This is a genomic window from Vibrio hepatarius, from assembly GCF_001274785.1.
GTDB lineage: Bacteria > Pseudomonadota > Gammaproteobacteria > Enterobacterales > Vibrionaceae > Vibrio > Vibrio hepatarius.
This window is the reverse complement of the sequence record NZ_LHPI01000016.1, coordinates 146,287-166,075: the sequence shown is the minus strand read 5'-3', so window position 1 is coordinate 166,075 and position 19,789 is coordinate 146,287. Positions and strand designations below refer to the sequence as shown.

15 protein-coding genes are annotated in these 19,789 nt (G+C 47.3%); 10 read left to right on the top strand and 5 right to left on the bottom strand.

Annotated features, from left to right (window positions below; genetic code table 11):
- Window positions 1-211: 211 nt before the first annotated feature.
- Both AKJ31_RS15855 and AKJ31_RS15850 read right to left on the bottom strand, forming a co-directional pair.
- Window positions 212-790: an aminodeoxychorismate/anthranilate synthase component II gene (locus AKJ31_RS15855; protein WP_053410080.1), complete on the bottom strand. Its 579-nt coding sequence runs from the start codon at window positions 788-790 to the stop codon at window positions 212-214.
- A 69-nt stretch (window positions 791-859) separates the two neighbouring features.
- Window positions 860-1,339 (bottom strand): MarR family winged helix-turn-helix transcriptional regulator, encoded by a 480-nt coding sequence (locus AKJ31_RS15850; RefSeq protein ID WP_053410079.1) that lies wholly within the window; start codon window positions 1,337-1,339, stop codon window positions 860-862.
- 122 nt (window positions 1,340-1,461) lie between these two features.
- On the opposite strand from AKJ31_RS15850, the gene AKJ31_RS15845 reads away from it, so the two are divergent.
- The 4 genes from AKJ31_RS15845 (at window position 1,462) to AKJ31_RS15830 (ending at window position 5,851) form a co-directional block, all read left to right on the top strand.
- Window positions 1,462-2,334 carry an EamA family transporter gene (locus AKJ31_RS15845; RefSeq protein WP_053410078.1) on the top strand — a complete coding sequence of 291 codons (873 nt, stop codon included), beginning with the start codon at window positions 1,462-1,464 and terminating at the stop codon, window positions 2,332-2,334.
- A 39-nt stretch (window positions 2,335-2,373) separates the two neighbouring features.
- The gene (locus AKJ31_RS15840) at window positions 2,374-2,967 is read left to right on the top strand and encodes an NADPH-dependent FMN reductase (RefSeq protein ID WP_053410077.1); all 594 of its coding nucleotides are present in this window, start codon (window positions 2,374-2,376) and stop codon (window positions 2,965-2,967) included.
- Window positions 2,968-3,114: 147 nt separating this feature from the next.
- Window positions 3,115-4,287 (top strand): M20 aminoacylase family protein, encoded by a 1,173-nt coding sequence (locus AKJ31_RS15835; RefSeq protein WP_053410076.1) that lies wholly within the window; start codon window positions 3,115-3,117, stop codon window positions 4,285-4,287.
- Window positions 4,288-4,339: 52 nt separating this feature from the next.
- Window positions 4,340-5,851, top strand: a complete 1,512-nt coding sequence (locus tag AKJ31_RS15830) for an AbgT family transporter (RefSeq protein ID WP_053410075.1) — start codon at window positions 4,340-4,342, stop codon at window positions 5,849-5,851.
- Window positions 5,852-5,857: 6 nt separating this feature from the next.
- On the opposite strand, the gene AKJ31_RS15825 is transcribed toward AKJ31_RS15830, so the two are convergent.
- From AKJ31_RS15825 to AKJ31_RS15815, 3 genes are all read right to left on the bottom strand, one after another.
- The gene (locus AKJ31_RS15825) at window positions 5,858-6,772 is read right to left on the bottom strand and encodes a LysR family transcriptional regulator (protein ID WP_053410074.1); all 915 of its coding nucleotides are present in this window, start codon (window positions 6,770-6,772) and stop codon (window positions 5,858-5,860) included.
- 170 nt (window positions 6,773-6,942) lie between these two features.
- Window positions 6,943-9,540, bottom strand: coding sequence for an ExeM/NucH family extracellular endonuclease (locus AKJ31_RS15820; RefSeq protein ID WP_053410073.1), 2,598 nt, complete (start codon window positions 9,538-9,540; stop codon window positions 6,943-6,945).
- A gap of 349 nt (window positions 9,541-9,889) precedes the next feature.
- The gene (locus AKJ31_RS15815; RefSeq protein ID WP_053410072.1) at window positions 9,890-10,435 is read right to left on the bottom strand and encodes an FxsA family protein; all 546 of its coding nucleotides are present in this window, start codon (window positions 10,433-10,435) and stop codon (window positions 9,890-9,892) included.
- A 327-nt stretch (window positions 10,436-10,762) separates the two neighbouring features.
- Here AKJ31_RS15815 and aspA point away from each other — a divergent pair, with 327 nt between their 5' ends.
- The 6 genes from aspA to AKJ31_RS15785 all read left to right on the top strand — a co-directional run bounded on the left by aspA (window position 10,763) and on the right by AKJ31_RS15785 (window position 19,659).
- On the top strand, window positions 10,763-12,214 hold the full coding sequence (aspA, locus tag AKJ31_RS15810) for an aspartate ammonia-lyase (RefSeq protein ID WP_053410071.1): 1,452 nt from the start codon (window positions 10,763-10,765) through the stop codon (window positions 12,212-12,214).
- A 148-nt stretch (window positions 12,215-12,362) separates the two neighbouring features.
- The gene (locus tag AKJ31_RS15805) at window positions 12,363-13,673 is read left to right on the top strand and encodes an anaerobic C4-dicarboxylate transporter (protein ID WP_053410070.1); all 1,311 of its coding nucleotides are present in this window, start codon (window positions 12,363-12,365) and stop codon (window positions 13,671-13,673) included.
- A gap of 482 nt (window positions 13,674-14,155) precedes the next feature.
- The gene (locus tag AKJ31_RS15800) at window positions 14,156-15,604 is read left to right on the top strand and encodes a YfcC family protein (protein ID WP_053410069.1); all 1,449 of its coding nucleotides are present in this window, start codon (window positions 14,156-14,158) and stop codon (window positions 15,602-15,604) included.
- 717 nt (window positions 15,605-16,321) lie between these two features.
- Window positions 16,322-17,545, top strand: a complete 1,224-nt coding sequence (gene arcA / locus AKJ31_RS15795) for an arginine deiminase (protein ID WP_053410068.1) — start codon at window positions 16,322-16,324, stop codon at window positions 17,543-17,545.
- A gap of 59 nt (window positions 17,546-17,604) precedes the next feature.
- Window positions 17,605-18,516: a carbamate kinase gene (gene arcC, locus AKJ31_RS15790; protein WP_053410067.1), complete on the top strand. Its 912-nt coding sequence runs from the start codon at window positions 17,605-17,607 to the stop codon at window positions 18,514-18,516.
- A 132-nt stretch (window positions 18,517-18,648) separates the two neighbouring features.
- The gene (locus AKJ31_RS15785) at window positions 18,649-19,659 is read left to right on the top strand and encodes an ornithine carbamoyltransferase (protein WP_053410066.1); all 1,011 of its coding nucleotides are present in this window, start codon (window positions 18,649-18,651) and stop codon (window positions 19,657-19,659) included.
- The last annotated feature ends 130 nt before the right edge of the window (window positions 19,660-19,789 follow it).

Sequence of the window (19,789 nt, the reverse complement as noted above, 5' to 3'; positions counted from 1 at the left end):
CAGACCAACCTTCATAAGGTGTGAGTATTTATGCATCAAGCCACTACTTTTATGAAGCAATATATTCTTATAGCAAAGATAAGCTCTGGTTAAGCATAGATATAACAAGGGCTAAACGGTAGGCGCGACAAAGGCTGCGAATATTATTTCAAGAAATATCCACAGCGGAGAATATGAAGAAAATGTTAAGAAAAGTGATCCCTGTCAGGATTTAGCGGCGCAGAAAGTTCGCTAAAAGCTCGTGGCCTTGCTCTGTTTTGATCGATTCAGGGTGAAATTGTACCGCCTCGATAGGCAGCGTCTTGTGTTGATAGCCCATGATTTCATCCATTGAGCCATCCGCGAGTTCTGTCCAAGCCGTCAACTCGAAACACTCTGGTAAGGTGCCATTTTTAACCACCAAAGAGTGATAGCGCGTCACCGTCAGTGGGTTATTTAAACCAGAAAACACGCTCTGGTCGGTGTGGCGAATTGGTGATGTTTTGCCATGCATGACTTGTCGCGCACGGACCACTTCACCGCCAAACACTTGCGCAATCGCCTGATGACCGAGACACACACCAAGGATCGGCAGTTTACCCGCAAAGTATTCGATCGCTTGCAGCGAGATCCCTGCTTCGTTAGGCGTACACGGCCCAGGAGAGATCACCAAATGACTTGGCTTGAGCGCTTCAATACCCGCTATATCAATTTCGTCATTACGTACGACTTTCACCTGTGCCCCTAACTCGCAGAAGTATTGGTAGAGGTTGTAAGTAAATGAATCGTAATTATCGATAATTAACAGCATTGGAATACATCGTGGAAACCTGAAAGCGAGTATTGTGCCGCCTTTTTGTCTAAACGCAAGTACGATCAGTTATTCCACTTCGGCTTGCAGGAACTTACTCAGCAGGCTTTCCAGCGCGCTCCTCTCTTCAGAGTCTAGACAAGTTAAGTGTTGTTCCATGCTCGCGACATGCGCTTCAAGCACCTGATCTAAAAAGGCAACACCGTCTTCCGTCAATGTCACTCGATTACTTCTGCGGTCGCTTTCGCTCGCTACACGGTGCACCCAACCTTTTTGTACCAACCCTTCTAAGCGCGTACTCACCGCACCAGACGAAATCATCAACGTTTTGTACAGCGTTGTCGGCGTGACAGGTTCGATGCTACGTCTTAGCGTGGCCAGAATATCGAACTCGATTGCACTGATCCCAGCATCACCGCACACTTGACCATGGATCTGTTCCCAGAAGTTTGCCGCGCGACGAATGCGCCCAACCACGCCCATCGAAGAACAATCTAAGTCAGGTCGTGCTTGCTGCCACTGCTGAAGAATCTTATCTACACCGTCCATTACATCATCCTCACGATCATTACTAACTTAAAATCTTTTCAAAAAGATACTTGACCAAAAGAAAAAACGCCATTACTTTTAAAAAACAATCTTTCAAAAAAGATACTTTTATAGGAGTCATTATGACCAGCGCAGAAAGGATTCAAGCAATACTGCTCACCGCGATTGCTCCCATCGTTTGGGGCAGCACCTACATCGTCACTACTGAGTTGCTACCCGCAGACAGTCCCCTACTCGCGTCTGCGATACGTGCGCTGCCGGCGGGATTGTTGCTCATCGCTTATACGCGTTGCTTTCCGAGTCAACAATGGTGGGGAAAACTCGCTTGCCTTGGCGTGCTCAACATTGGACTGTTCTTTTACTGCCTGTTTTTTGCGGCGAGCTACCTACCTGGAGGAACCGCGGCACTGGTCATGTCGAGCCAACCGATCATTGTGATGTTGCTCAGTGGGCTGGTATTAAAAAGTAAGATCGCTTTGAGCCACTGCATCGCAGCAATCTTCGGTGTGCTTGGAGTGGCGCTTATCGTCATCAATGAAACGGTGCAAATCAGCGCGCAAGGGATTGTTCTGGCCGTACTAGGCACATTAAGCATGGCAAGTGGCGTGGTGCTCACCAAATACTGGGGACGTCCGGAGAATATGTCGACATTGGCGTTCACTGGCTGGCAACTCCTCGTCGGAGGCATCCTTCTATTACCTGCCGCGCTATGGTTTGAAGGTCTACCGGAGACCATTTCGCTAAAAAACTTGGCCGGATACAGCTACCTAACCATTGTGGGCGCCGTACTCGCTTACGCACTGTGGTTTAAAGGAATCGAGCGCCTTCCCGCAACAAACGTCGCGTTTCTAGGATTTCTGAGTAGCGTCTCGGCAAGCGTGTTGGGTTACGTATTTTTAGATGAAATACTCACACCACTGCAATTGTTAGGTGCAGGAGCAATACTGGTTTCGATCTTCTTGGCCTCCCATAGTCCTAAAACTGCAAATGCATAACACCAATAAACAAGATATTAAATTCAAAAGGAAATGATTATGAAACTAACGATTGTCTCTGGCAGCCAAAGGGCAAATTCACAAAGTCTCAACGTAGCTCGTTTTCTCAAACAGCACGCTTTGCAAGAGTTCGACCAAGTGGAGATCCTCGACCTGCATGAACTGAACCTGCCATTTTGGAATGAAGGCGTCTGGCAAGGTAGCCAAGAGTGGGATGTTTGGACACCAATTGCGCAAAAACTGAAAGAGTCTGACGCGTTTGTCTTTATCACGCCGGAATGGCACGGGATGGCGACCCCAGTGCTGAAAAACTTCCTATTGCTGACAACAGCAAACGAGCTGGCACATAAACCAGCACTATTGGTGAGTGTCAGCGTGAGTATCAACGGTGTTTACCCGATCAGCGAATTACGCATGACTGGCAGCAAAAATAACCACGTGTGCTTTTTGCCTGACCACCTCATTGTACGCAACAGCGATAAACTCATCGATCAAGATGCGCACAGCGATGACAGTGACTTTGTCGCTCGCACCCAATACACTTTGAAACTGCTCAGCTGCTACGCGAGCGCATTAGCACCAGTGCATCAGGACATGTTGCCGCTCGGTAAACCATTTACCTATGGGATGTAATCGTCATTTAAGCCGCTCAGTATTGGGCGGCTTTTAGTTTAGCCTCTCTCCAAGTAACTATTAGCAACGCTAATAGTTTCAGTAGTAATCCGGTTTGTTTGAATTGTTTCAATAGTGTTAAATCACTCTCAATTAAAGGGGAGATGTATGAACATTATTGAAGTCTTAGAACCTTGGTTAGCCGACGCGATTAGTATCCGTCATGCCATTCATAAGCAACCAGAATTAGGTTTTGAAGAAAATAACACCCAAGCGCTAGTGGTTGCCGAGCTCGAAAAGTACGGCGTCGATGAAATCTGTACTGATTTCGCCAAAACGGGCGTAGTGGGTGTGATTCACGGCTCGCTCGGGGACGGGAAAAGCATCGGTCTGCGCGCCGACATGGACGCGCTACCCATCCATGAAGCCAACACATTTGCCCACCGCTCGTGCCACGACGGTAAAATGCACGCTTGTGGCCACGACGGCCACACCACTATGTTACTACTCGCGGCGCGTTACTTGGCCCAATCGCGTAACTTTGCTGGCAAAGCGGTGCTGATATTCCAACCGGCAGAAGAAGGTCGCGGTGGCGCCGAGACCATGATCGCCGACGGCGTGTTAGAGCGCTTCCCGATCGACGAATGCTACGCACTGCACAATATGCCGGGGATTCCTGAAGGGCATTTTGCGTTTAAGACGGGCCCAATCATGGCGAGCTCTGACCGTCTGTTTGTCACTGTCGACGGTAAAAGCGGTCATGCTGGCTTACCCCACACAACCCAAGATCCATTACTGGTCGCAACCCATATTTACCAAGGTATTCAGGGCATGGTCAGCCGCAGCTACGATCCGTTTGACCCACTGGTGGTTTCGGTCACACAGCTGCATTGTGGAGAAACCACCAACGCCATCGCCGACCAGGCCCATATGAGCGGTACGTTCCGTACTTTGTCGCAACAAACACGAGACAGCTTGGTTGAACGACTCGAGCAACTGGTGGTTCACAGCGCCAAAGCGCACGGGATGCAAGCGGAATTTAAACTCGGACCCATTTCTCACCCACCAACGGTCAACACCGAAAACGAAACTCAACGGGCGATCACCGCAGCGGCTCAAACCGTTGGTGCTGAGCACGTTAACCCAAGCTGCGAAGCGATGCTGACCAGTGAAGACTTCGCCTTTTTCCTCAACAAAGTACCGGGTTGCTACGGCTTTATCGGCAACGGCACTGAGGAGCAAGGATGCAGCGTTGGCCTGCACAACAAAGCCTACGACTTTAACGACCGGCTGCTGCCGATTGGCGCCGCTTACTTTATCAATTTGATTGAACAGCAATAACAACAAATGAGGGGAAGTGACTCCCCTCTTTACACAAAGGAGTGTTCTAACAATGTCGACTGCAATTACGCAAAAATCGAGTTCAGGCTCGTCGATGATCGACCGCATTGAGCGACTGGGCGATAAAGTCCCTCATCCCTTCTATCTATTTATCTTCCTCTGCCTCGGCGTCATGCTGCTCTCTTGGCTATTCTCGTTTATTGGCGGCGGCGTGACCCATCCGTCTACGGGTGAAGTGGTGCACGTTAAAAGCCTGATCAGCGGTGAAGGTCTGGTTTACATCCTACAATCGACAGTGAACAACTTTGTCTCATTTAAACCGCTCGGATTGGTCTTATGTATGATGCTAGCGGTGGGGCTATTGCAAGAAGTGGGCTTGGCCGACAGCGCAATCAAGCAATCATTGCTCAACGCGCCGCGTCAGTTTGTCACCGCGTCGATTTTTGTCACTGGTATCATCGGTAACCTCGCCTCAGACGCCGCATTCATTTTGGTTCCCCCTCTCGCAGGTCTGATTTTTGCGGCAACCAACCGCAACCCAATCGTCGGTATCGCCGCAGGTTTTGTCGCGGTCGCCGCTGGGTTTACCGCTAACCTATTTATTGCCGGCACCGATGTGTTGCTTTCCGGTATTTCAACCGAAGCGTCTGCCATCGTCGAACATGTCGAAGTCAGCCCGGCAGCAAACTGGTACTTTATGTTGCTTTCCGTTCCGATTTTAGTCGTCACAGGGACGCTCATCACCGACAAATACATCGAGCCTAAATTCGCGCATAAAATGGCGACTACCCACGCCGATAGTGAACAGTCCTTTGAAATTACTGCTCAGCAAAAGAGTGCGTTGAAATGGGCTGGAGCAGCGTCTTTGGTGTTTATCGCTTTGCTTTTGGCCGTCCTGCTGCCAGCCGATTCACCGCTGCGTAATGCAGACGGCGGTTTGGTGCCTTCACCTTTCCTAAAAGGGATTATCCCGATCATTATGGCGTTCTTCTTTATGAATGCGGTGGTTTACGGCGTCAAAGCAGGTACGATAAAACAAGCCAGTGATATCCCTGATTTGATGTCCAAAGCGCTCAAAGGCGTTGGCGGCTACATTGTCTTGGTATTTGTGATTGCCCAGTTCATTGCTTGGTTTAAGTGGTCCAACTTAGCCATCTTTATCGCGGTCAACGGTGCGGAGTGGATTTCGTCTGTCGAGATGCCAAAGCTGGCGATGATGGCGCTGTTTATGATTCTTGCTGGCCTGATGAACATGATTGTGTTTAGTGGCTCGGCGCAATGGGCGATCATGGCTCCGGTATTTATCCCACTGTTTATGTTGCTTGGCGTGGACCCGCAAGTTACGCAAATGGGCTACCGTATTGCCGACTCAACCACTAACATCATTTCGCCGACCAACCCATATATTCCGATGGTGCTAGCACTGATAGCCAAATATAACCCGCAAGTGAAATTTGGTACTTTCCTCGCGATGATGGTGCCATACGCTCTGGTGCTGTTTAGTGTTTGGGGCGGGCTATTCCTGATTTACATGCTGACGGGTTTACCTGTCGGACCAATGTAACCCCGCTTAACGACTGGGGATGAACTCAGCAAAGCCCCAGTCGCTGACATGCTTTTTCAAAATCAAACTGAACTCATCAACTAACTCTCGATGAGTTTCTTTACGTGTGATAAGCCCAACCGAGCGGTACTGAACCGGCTGAATAATCGGGATAAAGCGAATTTCCGCGTTGTTGTTCAACTCGCCGATGGTGGACGACAGAATCGTCGAACCTAGTCCGCTGGAAATCATCCCTAATAACGTTGAGGTATGCGAAGCGCTCAACTCCGGATCATAGGTTAAACCAATGCGTTGAAACGCTTCGTCGGCAAGGGTGCGTAAACTGTTCCCGGGGCTGACACCAATCGACGCGTATTGATGCGCTTGTTCCCAGCTGACTTGCTTATGCTCGGCGAGCGGATGGTCTTGCCGGCAAACAAAGCACAGGTAATCGCGAAACAGTAAATCAAAGTTCAATTCTGGGTGATTCGGATTGGTGTTGATGCCGATGTCTGCCTGCCCTTGCAGTACTGAATGGGTAATGTCATCAACCCGTTCTTCAATTAAGCGAAAAGTAAAATCTGGATGGCGCTTTTTCAGGTCATTGAGGGTTTTCGGCGCTAAGGATGCACACAGTGTGTAGAGCGACGATACCACCAGCGATTTGTTGTAGCCGTGTTGGCGGTCTTTGTTCTGCTGCACCAGTTTATCCAAGCGATTGACGATAAATCGCGCTTCCTGATACAACTGCTCGCCCGCTTCAGTGAGGATGATTTTTCTGCCTTGGCGCTGATAGAGTTCGCTGGCAAGTTGCTGGGTTAGCTTTTTCATCATCTGGCTCAACGCAGACTGGGTGATGTGCACCTTTTCAGCGGCATAAGTAAAATTTTGTTCCTCAGCCAAAGCGATAAAAGCTTTGAGCTGACGATAGCTGATGTCCATATCCGGCGTTATCCGTTGCTGTAACAATTACCAACACAGTATACCGATTCAACTATCACTAAGCGCCTGCAACAATAACGGGGTGTGTTTGTCCTCACATTGATTCGTCATCGCAATAAAAACGCCAGCCGAATTCGGCTGGCGTTGATTACCGTGAAACTACAAGCGAGTTAGCCGCGGCGTCGCCACGCGACCAAACCTAGCATCGCCATCAGTCCGCCAATACCGAATGAACCAGCCATTTTCAGTTCCAGAACCGCAGGGTCGTGGTCTGAAGAACGGAAGTGGTCGTTATACTTCGGCATGTCACCTTTGTACTCGTCGTTGTAGTCAAACAGCGTCGATTCACCGCCATTGATATGCCAGTCGGTCGCGTCAACAAAATGCGCTTTCAGGCTTGGGCTGATCAATAGATGGTCAAGCGCGCCCACTTCGTCGTTGTATGAGTAGCTCCAGCTATCAGGGTGTTTCATCGCAACCGCGTTAATGTAACCATAGCTCTGCTCGATCACCGCTCCCGCATCACCAAACTGAGGCTCGTCGGCGATGTAAGTGTTACGCGCTGCTTTGATCTCTTTGCCGTATTTCTCGGCACTGTAGTCAGTCAGCACTAGCATTGGGTCTTCCATGCCGTACGAGTTCATATCACCGAGGATAACTTTGTGTCCTTTGATCTCTTTCAGCGCTTCACCCAACGCAACCGCAGCGGCGACACGAAAGTTCTCACAAGAACCTTGTTGGTCTAAGTCTTTTCCGCCCTGGCCACCTTGCTCAACTGGCGCAGCGTCTTCCCAACATTTCGAGCCTTTCGATTTAAAGTGGTTAATCGCGACGGTTAAACTCTCTTTTGAGCCTTTAACTTTAAACGTCGGCGCTAATGTATCGCGCTGGTAGTTTTTTCCGTCTTCAATCACTTTACCGTTGTCATCTAGCACCGCTGGGGCTTGTTGACTTGGCATTGGGATCACGCGTGGCGTTTTCAGTTTCACAACTTTAGGACGGTAGATCACGCCAGTGGTGATTGCATCGCTACCGACATAGTCGTTCTCGTCGATTCGCTTATCGCCATTGCTGTCCATCGCAACAAAATCGTAACGCAGTTTTTTGTCATCGATACGCTGATTTAACTGCTCAACAAGTTGACGCACAGCACCTGCATCACCAAACCCATTGTTCTCGATTTCCATCAAGCCAACAATATCAGCGTCTAAACGAAGAATGGCGTTAACGATTTTCTCTTGTTGGACTTCGAACTCTTCGTAGTTGTCCGCGCCACGGTTATCGCCATGTGGGTTGCTGTCACCACCAAATGGGGAGTTAAAGTAGTTAAGTACGTTGAACGTCGCGATGCGCAAGTCACCTTCTTTCATATCCACCGAATCGGTACGCGGATCGTTGTGAACGAAGTTCTCGGCACTCAGTTGGTTGGTGACGATCAGACGATAATCGTTGTAGCTGTAGCTCAGTACACCCTCTAGGCCAACGACACTATCGTCGATACGAATGTAGTCTTCAGTCGAACCATTTTGGTCAGCGTCGGTACGGCCGAATTCTGGGTAATACGGGATTTGGCCGTCAGCGGCTTTGGCATCCGATTCAACAAACAGACGGCGCTCAGCGTTTTCCGCGCTTTGTTGTTTGGCTTCCTCAGATCCGGCTGGATGCACTTGGTTTGGATGCATGTTAATCCGTCCTTGTGCCAATACCATATTATTGCGGCGCGCCGCGTAATCGTAACCAAAGGTACGCGTCACACGCATATCTAACGCTTCGGTGGTTTTCACCAGCATGCCTTCGTAACGTTCTAACGTGTCTTCAAACGTTTCGTCGCCAGGCAGAATCACCACTTCCGTAGCGTCTGGCGCGCTGGTTTCACCTTGCTTCACCCAATCGTTGTTCTCTGCTTTAAGCTGAGTCAGGTTGTAGTATTCCTGCACTTTACCTTTCACGCACACAACGTCACCAGGCTGAAGTTCAGAGCTGGATTGATTGGTGTAAACGAACAAGCCGTCTGACGTCTGTGGGTCGTTGTCATCGTCTAGCGCTTGTAGATAGAAGCCTTTGGTCAATCCAGTGGTGACCGCACTGACGACGCCTTTCACGAAAAATTCTTCGTTAGTAATGTATGGGTAACCGTCAATAAATGGTGACGTTTTGCCTGAACCTTGAATGGTTTGAATCGCAGTAAACTCAGGCTCTAGGCCGTCTTGCGTACAAGCAAATGGTTGTAGTGCCGTGCCGCCATCCAGTTCACCCAACCCCGTGATGTCGTTTTGTTCTAGCGTTGTCCACTGAGAAGCAAAGTACGTCGCAGATGGCTTCATCGCATTGGTATTGCGCACTAAAGTTACGTCTTTAGCAAAATCCTTATCACCCATCTCGCCCAATAAATCATGGACAGCACCATCTTTGAGTAACGCAATAGGATCATCGCCGTTAAAACTTGTTACCGAATTGTCTGTATCATTACTAAGCGCTTTAATGGCGCTATTCGCACCGCTATTAGCAAGTACAAACACACTCTCCGCTTCTAACGTTACGTTGCTGAGGTCGTATTTTTCGTCCCAGTTTCCTTTACCATCTATTGATTTAGCGAGTTGATAACCAGTGAGCGTCACCGCGCTATCGCCAGTGTTGGCGATTTCGATCGCTTTGTTGAAGCTACTCCCCTCAACGTATTGAGAGATAATAATATCGGCCTGTGCTTGAACCGAAAGCGTGCTTGCGACCACCGCTGCGATCAGGGTTGGGGTAAGTTTTTGTTTCATTATGTCCACCTTAAAATCACTTCCTTCCACCACCGAGAAAGAAAGTGCGTTCCATGTCACTACAAGTACGAAATTTGACTGATAAATCTCGACCAGTGTTGACCTTTTTTATGAAACAAAAAAACAAAGTTCCATTACATCGAGATGTAGATCTCATAGATTTAATGAATATTTGAACCCTTATCAAATTTTACACACCACTAGAAAATGTTTGTTTCAAAACTGAGATTAATCCATTGAGTTAATTAATAAATAACTAATAAATAGAACAATTACTCGATTGCAAAAACAAAAAAAGACGCTCCGAAGAGCGTCTCTATTGTTCTGAGTGTTTGGACTAACGAGCGGCTTAATTCAGCTTGTTACGATCGTCGTCATCTTTGCGCTCGTATTCCCCTTCAAACGTATCACCACGTTGAGAGTCAAATGGGTCACCACGTTGAGAGTCGAATGGGTCACGATGGAATGGGTCGTTATCAAATGGTCCTTGGTTAAATGGACCTTGCTGAAAGCCACCTTGAAAACCGCCACCGACCGACTTAACCACCATTTTACTCATCAGATATTTGGCGATGGCCGCACGAGGGGCTGGTAACAGGACTAACATACCGAGAGCATCGGTCATAAACCCTGGGGTTAACAACAACACCCCGGCGAACGCTAGCATTACGCCTTCAAAAATCTGCTGCGCTGGCAACTCACCTTGCTGAAGTTTGTTTTGTACCGACATTAGCGTCTGTAGCCCTTGGCTACGTACTAAAGAGGCACCAACAAACGCGGTGATCAACACCAAAGCGATAGTCGGCCACAAACCTAAGTAACCGCCCACCGAAATAAACAGGCCTATTTCGATAATAGGAACAAAAATAAACAGTAATAATAAGATAGGAAACACACGCCCTCCTTTGTTGAATTCAGTGTACGTGCTCAGCTGGTTTAGCTCAAATCTAAGCGGTAAAAAATCGTGTCAGCGCAGTTCCTACGCCCGATGTTGGCGAAGAAATAGCAGTCTATTTATACCCTGTTCATATCTTGCAAAACTTTGACTGATCAAAAGCGAAAAAGGTGATCCAGTTACTATTTTTATGCGGCAAGTACAGTATGATGAGCCCCATAAGTCAGGACAGATTTGACAGCCTAAAACTCTGACGAATGGATTCTTAAATTGCAGATTGGCTAGTAAATTACTTTATTATCAGAATAATTATCTAAGGATCCTGTGATGGCTACTCTTACTGATGCTCCAAAAACAGCAGCCCCAGCTACACGTATCGAAGAAGACTTACTAGGTGAACGCCACGTTCCTGCTGACGCTTACTACGGTATCCACACCCTACGTGCGATTGAAAACTTCAATATCTCCAACGTAACTATCTCTGACGTGCCTGAATTCGTTCGCGGCATGATCATGACGAAGAAAGCAGCCGCTCTTGCCAACAAAGAGTTGGGCGCGATTCCAAAAGACGTTGCTAACTACATCATCGAAGCGTGTGATTTGATTCTTGAAACAGGTAAGTGCATGGATCAATTCCCTTCAGACGTATTCCAAGGTGGTGCGGGCACTTCTGTCAACATGAACACCAACGAAGTGATCGCGAACGTGGCACTTGAACTAATGGGCAAGGAAAAAGGCCAATACGAGTTCATCAACCCGAACGACCACGTAAACAAGAGCCAATCAACTAACTGTGCGTACCCTACGGGTTTCCGTATCGCGGTATACAACAGCGTGCAAAAACTGATTGAAGCGATTGAATACCTAAAAGGTGCATTCGAGCTTAAGAGCCAAGAATTCAAAGACATCTTGAAGATGGGTCGTACTCAGCTACAAGACGCTGTGCCAATGACAGTTGGTCAAGAGTTCCACGCTTGGGCAGTCACACTAAACGAAGAAATCCGTGCGCTTGAGTACACTTCTAAGCTACTGCTTGAAATCAACCTAGGTGCAACGGCAATCGGTACTGGTCTTAACACACCTCAAGGTTACCAAGCACTAGCGGTGAAACACCTTGCTGAAGTAACTGGCCTAGAAGTGGTGCCTGCAGAAGACCTGATCGAAGCAACGTCAGACTGTGGTGCTTACGTAATGACTCACGGCGCGCTAAAACGCCTTGCGGTTAAACTGTCTAAGATTTGTAACGACCTACGTCTGCTTTCTTCTGGTCCACGTGCGGGTCTGAACGAATTGAACCTACCTGAGCTTCAAGCAGGTTCTTCAATCATGCCAGCGAAAGTAAACCCAGTAGTGCCAGAAGTCGTAAACCAAGTTTGCTTTAAAGTACTTGGTAACGACAACACGGTTTCATTCGCAGCAGAAGGCGGTCAGCTACAGTTGAACGTTATGGAACCGGTTATCGCGCAAAGCATGTTTGAGTCTATCTCTCTACTGGCTAATGCGTGTGTCAACCTACGCGACAAGTGTATTGATGGCATCACAGTGAACAAAGAAATCTGTGAAAACTACGTATACAACTCTATCGGTATCGTGACTTACCTAAACCCATACATCGGCCACCACGAAGGCGACATCGTTGGTAAAATTTGTGCAGAAACAGGTAAGAGCGTACGCGAAGTCGTACTAGAGCGTGGTCTACTAACTTCTGAAGAGTTAGACGACATTCTTTCAGTTGATAACTTTATGCATCCTAAGTATAAAGCGAAACGCTACGAATAAACGTTGATTTAAAGGGTCCCTAACGGGGCCCTTTTTGCTCGTTTTTACGCTTTACGTACCAGCATCTCCTTAAATCTGCTTATCTAAGCATTCCGCACCAGAGTTTTTAGATAAACAAAATTAATAATTAACTTTACGAGGTATTCTCATGATAGCAGTCGAACTCTTTACCGTTCTGCTCTTCATTTTCTTGGGAGCACGAATTGGTGGCATTGGCATTGGTTTAGCGGGTGGCGCAGGTGTTATCGCCCTTTCGTTGATCTTAGGTGTTCCAACTAGCCAAGCATTTATCCCTGTTGACGTAATCTTGATCATCATGTCGGTCATTACCGCGATTGCAGCAATGCAAGTCGCCGGTGGTATGGACTGGTTGGTACAAGTAGCAGAGAACTTTTTGCGCAAACACCCTGAACGCATCACCTTTTACGCGCCAATCGTGACATTCTTAATGACACTGATGGCGGGTACTGGCCACACGGCGTTCTCAACCCTACCTGTGATTGCGGAAGTAGCAAAAGGTCAAGGCGTTCGTCCTTCACGCCCACTGTCTATTGCCGTTGTCGCTTCACAAATCGCGATCACGGCTTCACCAATCTCAGCCGCAGTTGTCGCTTTTGCAGCGATGCTGGCACCAAAAGGCGTGGACTACCTAACTCTGCTTGCGGTGTGTATTCCAACCACGTTCCTTGCTTGTATGATTGGCGCGTTTGTTGCGAACTTTATGGGCGGCGAGCTTAAAGACGATCCTATTTATCAAGAGCGTCTAGAGAAAGGTTTGGTGAAACTGTCGAGCACAACTCAACGCGAAATCCTGCCAACCGCAAAAACCGCTACTTACATCTTCCTAGCGGCGATTGGCTTTGTTGTCTGCTACGCGGCGGCGATTTCTAAATCAGTTGGTCTTATCGTTGACCCTGCGCTCGGTCGTAACGAAGCGATCATGACAGTAATGCTAGCCGCAGCGGCGGTTATCGTCTTAATCACTAAGATCGACGCAGCGAAAATCCCATCAGCATCAACATTCCGCTCTGGTATGACAGCGTGTGTCTGCGTGCTGGGTGTAGCATGGCTAGGTTCAACCTTCGTTAACGCGCACGTTGACGGCATCAAAGAAGTGGCGGGCGCACTGCTGTCTGACTACCCATGGATGCTAGCCATGGTATTGTTCTTCGCTTCGATGCTGCTTTACTCACAAGGTGCAACCACGGTCGCGCTAATGCCAGCAGCATTGGCCATTGGTGTCGCACCACTAACAGCGGTTGCCTCTTTTGCCGCAGTTAGTGCGCTGTTTGTACTACCAACCTACCCAACCCTGCTTGCAGCGGTTGAAATGGACGATACAGGTTCAACGCGTATTGGTAAGTATGTGTTTAACCACCCATTCTTTATTCCGGGTGTCGTCACCATCGCTTCAGCGGTCGCGTTAGGTTTTACTTTCGGTGGTTTATTGATCAAGTAGAAGAAAAGATCATCAACTTCATTCAAAAGAGAGCTTCGGCTCTCTTTTTTATTGTTCCAACAAAGATAAGCAGTACAAAATACGATTTTGACTTAAATCAAAATAAGTTCGAAAATTTGACTGTGAATTAAAATCTAGCTTAATGCATAAAATTCCCAGTTTTTACCAACCCTGCATAACAAAACCTTACTTTATTAAACTTAGCCAATAACAAGGGAATAGAAATCCGATTTTATCAACCAATTACCCTTAGAAAAAATTTCTGAAAAAATGGGGAATATAAAGGGCATTTAAATTTGTGAAGATCGGCAAAGTCCGTTGATTTATCTGCTTTTAGAATAGGTGCAAAGAGCAAATAAGAATAACGCTCAAATATAAATTTTTCCCTAGAACTTTAATCCATATAAGTTTTTTAAATCATAACTATTAGTCGCTGATTCACTTTTATTTATTGGTGAATAAATAAAAGTAAGGAGATCACCATGACAACGCAAACTGTACCTACCGAAGAGAAAAAAGGCGGCTTCCTTGCCAACTTTAAGTTCCCTTCTGCCTATACCATTTTGTTTATTCTTATCGCGCTGGTTGCGCTACTGACTTGGATTGTTCCAGCTGGTCAATACGACCGTGCGATGAACGAAGATTTGGGTCGTGAAGTTCCTGTAACTGGCACCTACAAAGCTGTAGATGGCAACCCACAAGGCGTGGTTGACGTTCTGCTCGCGCCTATTGACGGTTTCTACGACCACAATAGCTACGAAGCAGCCGCTATCGACGTTTCTTTGTTTATCCTTGTTATCGGTGGTTTCCTTGGCCTAGTGACTAAGACAGGCGCAATCGACGCGGGTATCGAGCGAGTCACTCATCGCTTGGAAGGCCGTGAAGAAATGATGATACCGATACTGATGGCGCTCTTTGCTGCAGGCGGTACGGTTTACGGCATGGCGGAAGAATCGCTACCATTCTACACCCTACTCGTCCCTGTAATGATGGCAGCGCGCTTTGACCCTCTCGTTGCAGCGGCAACCGTACTATTGGGCGCGGGTATCGGTACGCTAGGTTCGACCATCAACCCATTTGCAACCGTAATCGCGGCAAACGCAGCGGGCATCCCATTCACAGACGGCATCATCCTACGTGTTGTCGCACTGCTTATCGGTTGGGTTATCTGTGTGGCTTACGTGATGCGTTATGCGCGCATGGTTCGCCAAGACCAAACTAAATCTATCGTTTACGACAAATACGAAGAAAACAAAGCGCATTTCTTGGGTAACCAATCAGGTGAAAGCCTAGAGTTCACCGGCACTCGCAAGTTGATTCTTTCTATCTTCGGTGCGTCTTTCGCTGTCATGATTTACGGTGTATCGGTTGCAGGTTGGTGGATGGCTGAGATCTCAGCAATGTTCCTAGCGTCAACCATCATCATCGGTATTGTGGCTCGTATGAGCGAAGAAGAATTCACTTCGAGCTTTATCGACGGTGCCCGTGACCTACTTGGCGTAGCGCTCATTATCGGTATCGCCCGTGGTATCGTTGTGGTCATGGACCGCGGCATGATCACTGACACCATCTTGTACTCTGCAGAGCAAATGGTTACCGGTCTATCGTCTGTGGTGTTCATCAACGTGATGTTCTTCCTGGAAGTACTGCTTTCGTTCCTAGTGCCTTCAAGCTCAGGCCTAGCGGTACTGACCATGCCTATCATGGCGCCATTGGCTGACTTTGCAGGCGTAGGCCGTGACCTAGTAGTGACTGCATACCAATCGGCTTCTGGCTTAGTCAACCTAGTGACACCAACCTCTGCGGTGGTGATGGGTGGTCTGGCAATCGCACGCGTACCGTACGTTCGTTACGTGAAATGGGTAGCTCCACTGCTCGCGATCCTTACCCTGTTCTGCATTGTTGTTCTAAGTGTGGGTGCGCTTATCTAACCCTAGCCCCCATACGTTCCAAAAGCCGCCTTGTGCGGCTTTTTTATTGCCTGTCGATCAACCCTCCCTTTTCTCCCTTCGTCCTTTAGACGCAGCTGGAACGCGCCAAATAAAATAATCATGTATTGATAAAAAATAGCGTTCGGCACACACATCAAATCATGCCATTTAATTATTTTTTATTACATAAGGTGTTCTAAATGGTCGATATTTTTAATCAAGGAAGAAATAGTGACCTTGATTCGATTAAATAAATTAAAAGTACCAGTTCAAAAATGTGAGCAAGATTAAATTTATTATCAAAAGTTTTGTTATCAGAGCATTAAATTAGCGCTAAAAAGCAATTATCTAGAAAGTTTGAATGCATAAATTAATTTAATTCACTTTTTTATCACCTCTTTTTTATTGAATACATTTTCCATAAAAATCCAGATATCTGATGCATACGAATAAATTGTGCATAAACTTCCCAAACAAGTACCTAATTAGGGTGTTCACAAGCAAATAACAAGTGCATAGATATTGTTAAAACCCTTGAAAACACTGGGCTGAGGCATAAAAAATGAACTGTGATTGACCTCTAAGTTTCCTATTCAGAGAGGCGTATATTTAATTCCAGAGCAAAGAAGTGAATATTTAAATTCACACCTCTTCCCTTACGAAATTAATTATTAGTTTTATATTAAGACTAAATAAAAATATAAGAGAGATACGATCATGAGTAAGTTATATGTAGGTTCTGAAATCGGTCAATTACGTCGCGTGCTAGTTCATCGTCCAAGACGCGCTCTCACTCACTTAACACCATCTAACTGCCATGACTTGCTATTTGATGATGTACTTGCTGTAGAACGTGCGGGTAAAGAACACGACGTGTTCACGCAAACTCTACGTGACCAAGGCGTTGAAGTGTTGCTACTGACTGACCTATTGGCTGACACACTAGCGGTTCCTGAAGCAAAAGATTGGCTACTAAGCCGTCAGGTTTCTGATTACCGTCTAGGCAAAACTTTCGCGAATGACGTTCGCTGCTACCTAAGTGACCTACCTAACCTAGAGTTAGCGAAAATCCTAACTGGTGGTTTGGCTTACGGCGAAATGCCAATGAAATCGTCTTCTATGATGCAAGGCATGCACTCTCCTGCTGACTTCATCATCGAGCCACTACCAAACCATCTATTTACTCGTGATACATCTTGCTGGGTTTACGGCGGTGTTTCTATCAACCCAATGGCTAAACCAGCTCGTCAACGTGAAACTAACCATGTTCGTGCTATCTACCGTTGGCACCCAACCTTCGCAGGCCAAGACTTCATCAAGTACTTCGGCGACGAAGAAAGCATTAACTACGACAACTCAACTATCGAAGGCGGCGACGTACTGGTTATCGGTAAAGGCGCAGTTCTTATCGGTATGTCTGAGCGTACAACGGCTCAAGGTGTTGAACACCTGGCGTCTAACCTATTCAAACACGGTCAAGCGAAACAAGTTATCGCAATGGAGCTACCTAAACACCGCTCTTGCATGCACTTGGATACAGTAATGACTCACATGCGTGAAGACACTTTCTCTGTATACCCAGAAGTGGTTCGCAAAGACGTGAAATGCTGGAGCCTAACTGGCGATGAGTCTGGCGCAGTGAACGTGAAAGAAGAAGGTTACTTCGTACACGCTATCGAGAAAGCACTAGGTGTAGACAAGCTAAACCTAATCACTACAGGTGGTGACAGCTTCCACGCTGAACGTGAACAGTGGAACGACGCGAACAACGTTCTAACTGTGAAACCTGGCGTAGTTATCGGCTACGAAGGCAACACTTACACCAACGAGAAATACGACAAAGCAGGCATCACAGTTCTACCAATCCCAGGTGACGAACTAGGTCGTGGTCGTGGCGGTGCTCGCTGCATGAGCTGCCCAATCGAGCGTGATGGCATCTAAGTCGTGATGATAAAGGCAGAAGTGCACTGCGCTTCTGCCCCCTGCAGAGAGATAAAACAATGAGCAAACAAACTGTAGTTGTAGCACTTGGCGGTAACGCCCTACTTCGTCGCGGTGAGCCTTTAGAGGCAGACGTTCAGCGCCACAACATTGAAATTGCTGTCAAAACGATTTCTGAAATCGCTAAAGAATACAACGTGGTACTGGTTCACGGAAACGGTCCACAAGTCGGTCTTCTAGCCCTTCAAGGCCTGGAATACAAAAAAGTTGCACCATACCCATTGGATGTATTGGGCAGCGAAACTCAAGGCATGATCGGCTACATGCTGATGCAAGAATTCAAAAACCAACTGCCAGACATCAACGTGACTTGCATGTTAACGCAAATGACCGTTGACCCAAATGACCCAGCGTTCGCAGATCCAACTAAGCCAATTGGCCCGATCTACGAAGAAGCTGAAGCGCGTGAAATGGCTGAGAAGTACAACTGGATCATCAAACCAGACGGCAAACACTTCCGTCGTGTTGTTCCTAGCCCACAACCAACTGGCATCATCGAAAACGACGCGATTACTAAGCTCATCGATGAAGGTCACCTAGTGATCTGTACCGGTGGCGGCGGTATCCCAGTGAAACGTGAAAACGGCAAACTGGTTGGCGTAGAAGCGGTAATCGACAAAGACATGTCAGCTGCGTTCCTGGCGAAACAACTCGACGCAGATGCGCTACTGATCCTGACTGACGCAGACGCGGTTTACCTAGACTGGGGCAAACCAACACAACACGCTCTGCGCAGCACTACCCCAACAGAACTGGCTCAATACCAATTTGATGCTGGCTCAATGGGACCAAAAATTGAAGCGTCGTGCGAATTTATCAAGCAAGGCGGCAAAGTGGTCGGCATTGGTGCACTAGAAGATGGCCTACGCATTCTGCAAGGCACAGCGGGCACCAACATCACTAAAGGTTAACCCTCTCTCATCCACTGCCAAAACGGATGACCGAGTAAAAAAACAACTGAATTAACTGTCAATTTTTATGCGCTTTCTTACTTCTTTACCCTGCATAAATGGGAAAGCGCTAAACACAAGAAGGAAAACATCATGGCTTTCAATCTACGTAACCGTAACTTCCTAAAACTACTAGACTTTACTCCACGTGAAATTCAGCACCTGCTAGACCTTTCTGCGGAGCTTAAAAAAGCAAAATACAACGGCTATGAGCAACCTCGTCTAAAAGGCAAAAACATTGCGCTAATTTTCGAGAAAACATCAACTCGTACACGTTGTGCATTTGAAGTTGCGGCGTTTGACCAAGGCGCACAAGTTTCTTACTTAGGCCCATCTGGTTCTCAAATCGGTCACAAAGAATCAATGAAAGATACAGCGCGCGTTCTTGGCCGTATGTACGATGGCATCGAATACCGTGGTTTCGGTCAAGAGATCGTAGAAGAGCTAGGCGCTTACGCTGGTGTGCCAGTATGGAACGGTCTAACAGATGAATTCCACCCAACTCAAATTCTAGCTGACTTCCTAACTATGCTAGAACACGGCCGTGGCAAACAACTACACGAAATCAAGTTTGCTTACCTAGGCGACGCTCGCAACAACATGGGTAACTCTCTAATGGTTGGCGCAGCGAAAATGGGCATGGACATCCGTCTAGTAGCACCTAAAGCGTACTGGCCAGAAGAAGCACTAGTGGCACAATGTCGTGAAATCGCAGAAGAAACTGGCGCGAAAATCACACTGACTGAAGACGTTCAAGAAGGCGTTCAAGGTTGTGACTTCCTATACACTGACGTATGGGTATCAATGGGCGAAGCGAAAGAAGCTTGGGCTGAGCGTATCAACCTAATGATGCCTTACCAAGTGAACATGGAGATGCTAAAAGCAACAGGCAACCCACATGTGAAATTCATGCACTGCCTACCAGCATTCCACGGTGAAGACACAACAGTTGGTAAAGAGCTTGCTCAAGAATACCCTCAGCTAAAAGATGGTGTGGAAGTAACAGACGAAGTGGTTGAGTCTAAACACTCTATCGTCTTCGACGAAGCGGAAAACCGCATGCACACTATCAAAGCTATCATGGTAGCAACACTAGGCGACTAATATCACGCCGATATTAGCAGCCTGAATACTCAGGAGATTGAGGTTGTAGCAGGGGTTGTTTCCCGATAGATACCCCGTCAAGGAAACAGAATTATCCAGCTACAACTTCATCGAGAACGAGTATTTCTGC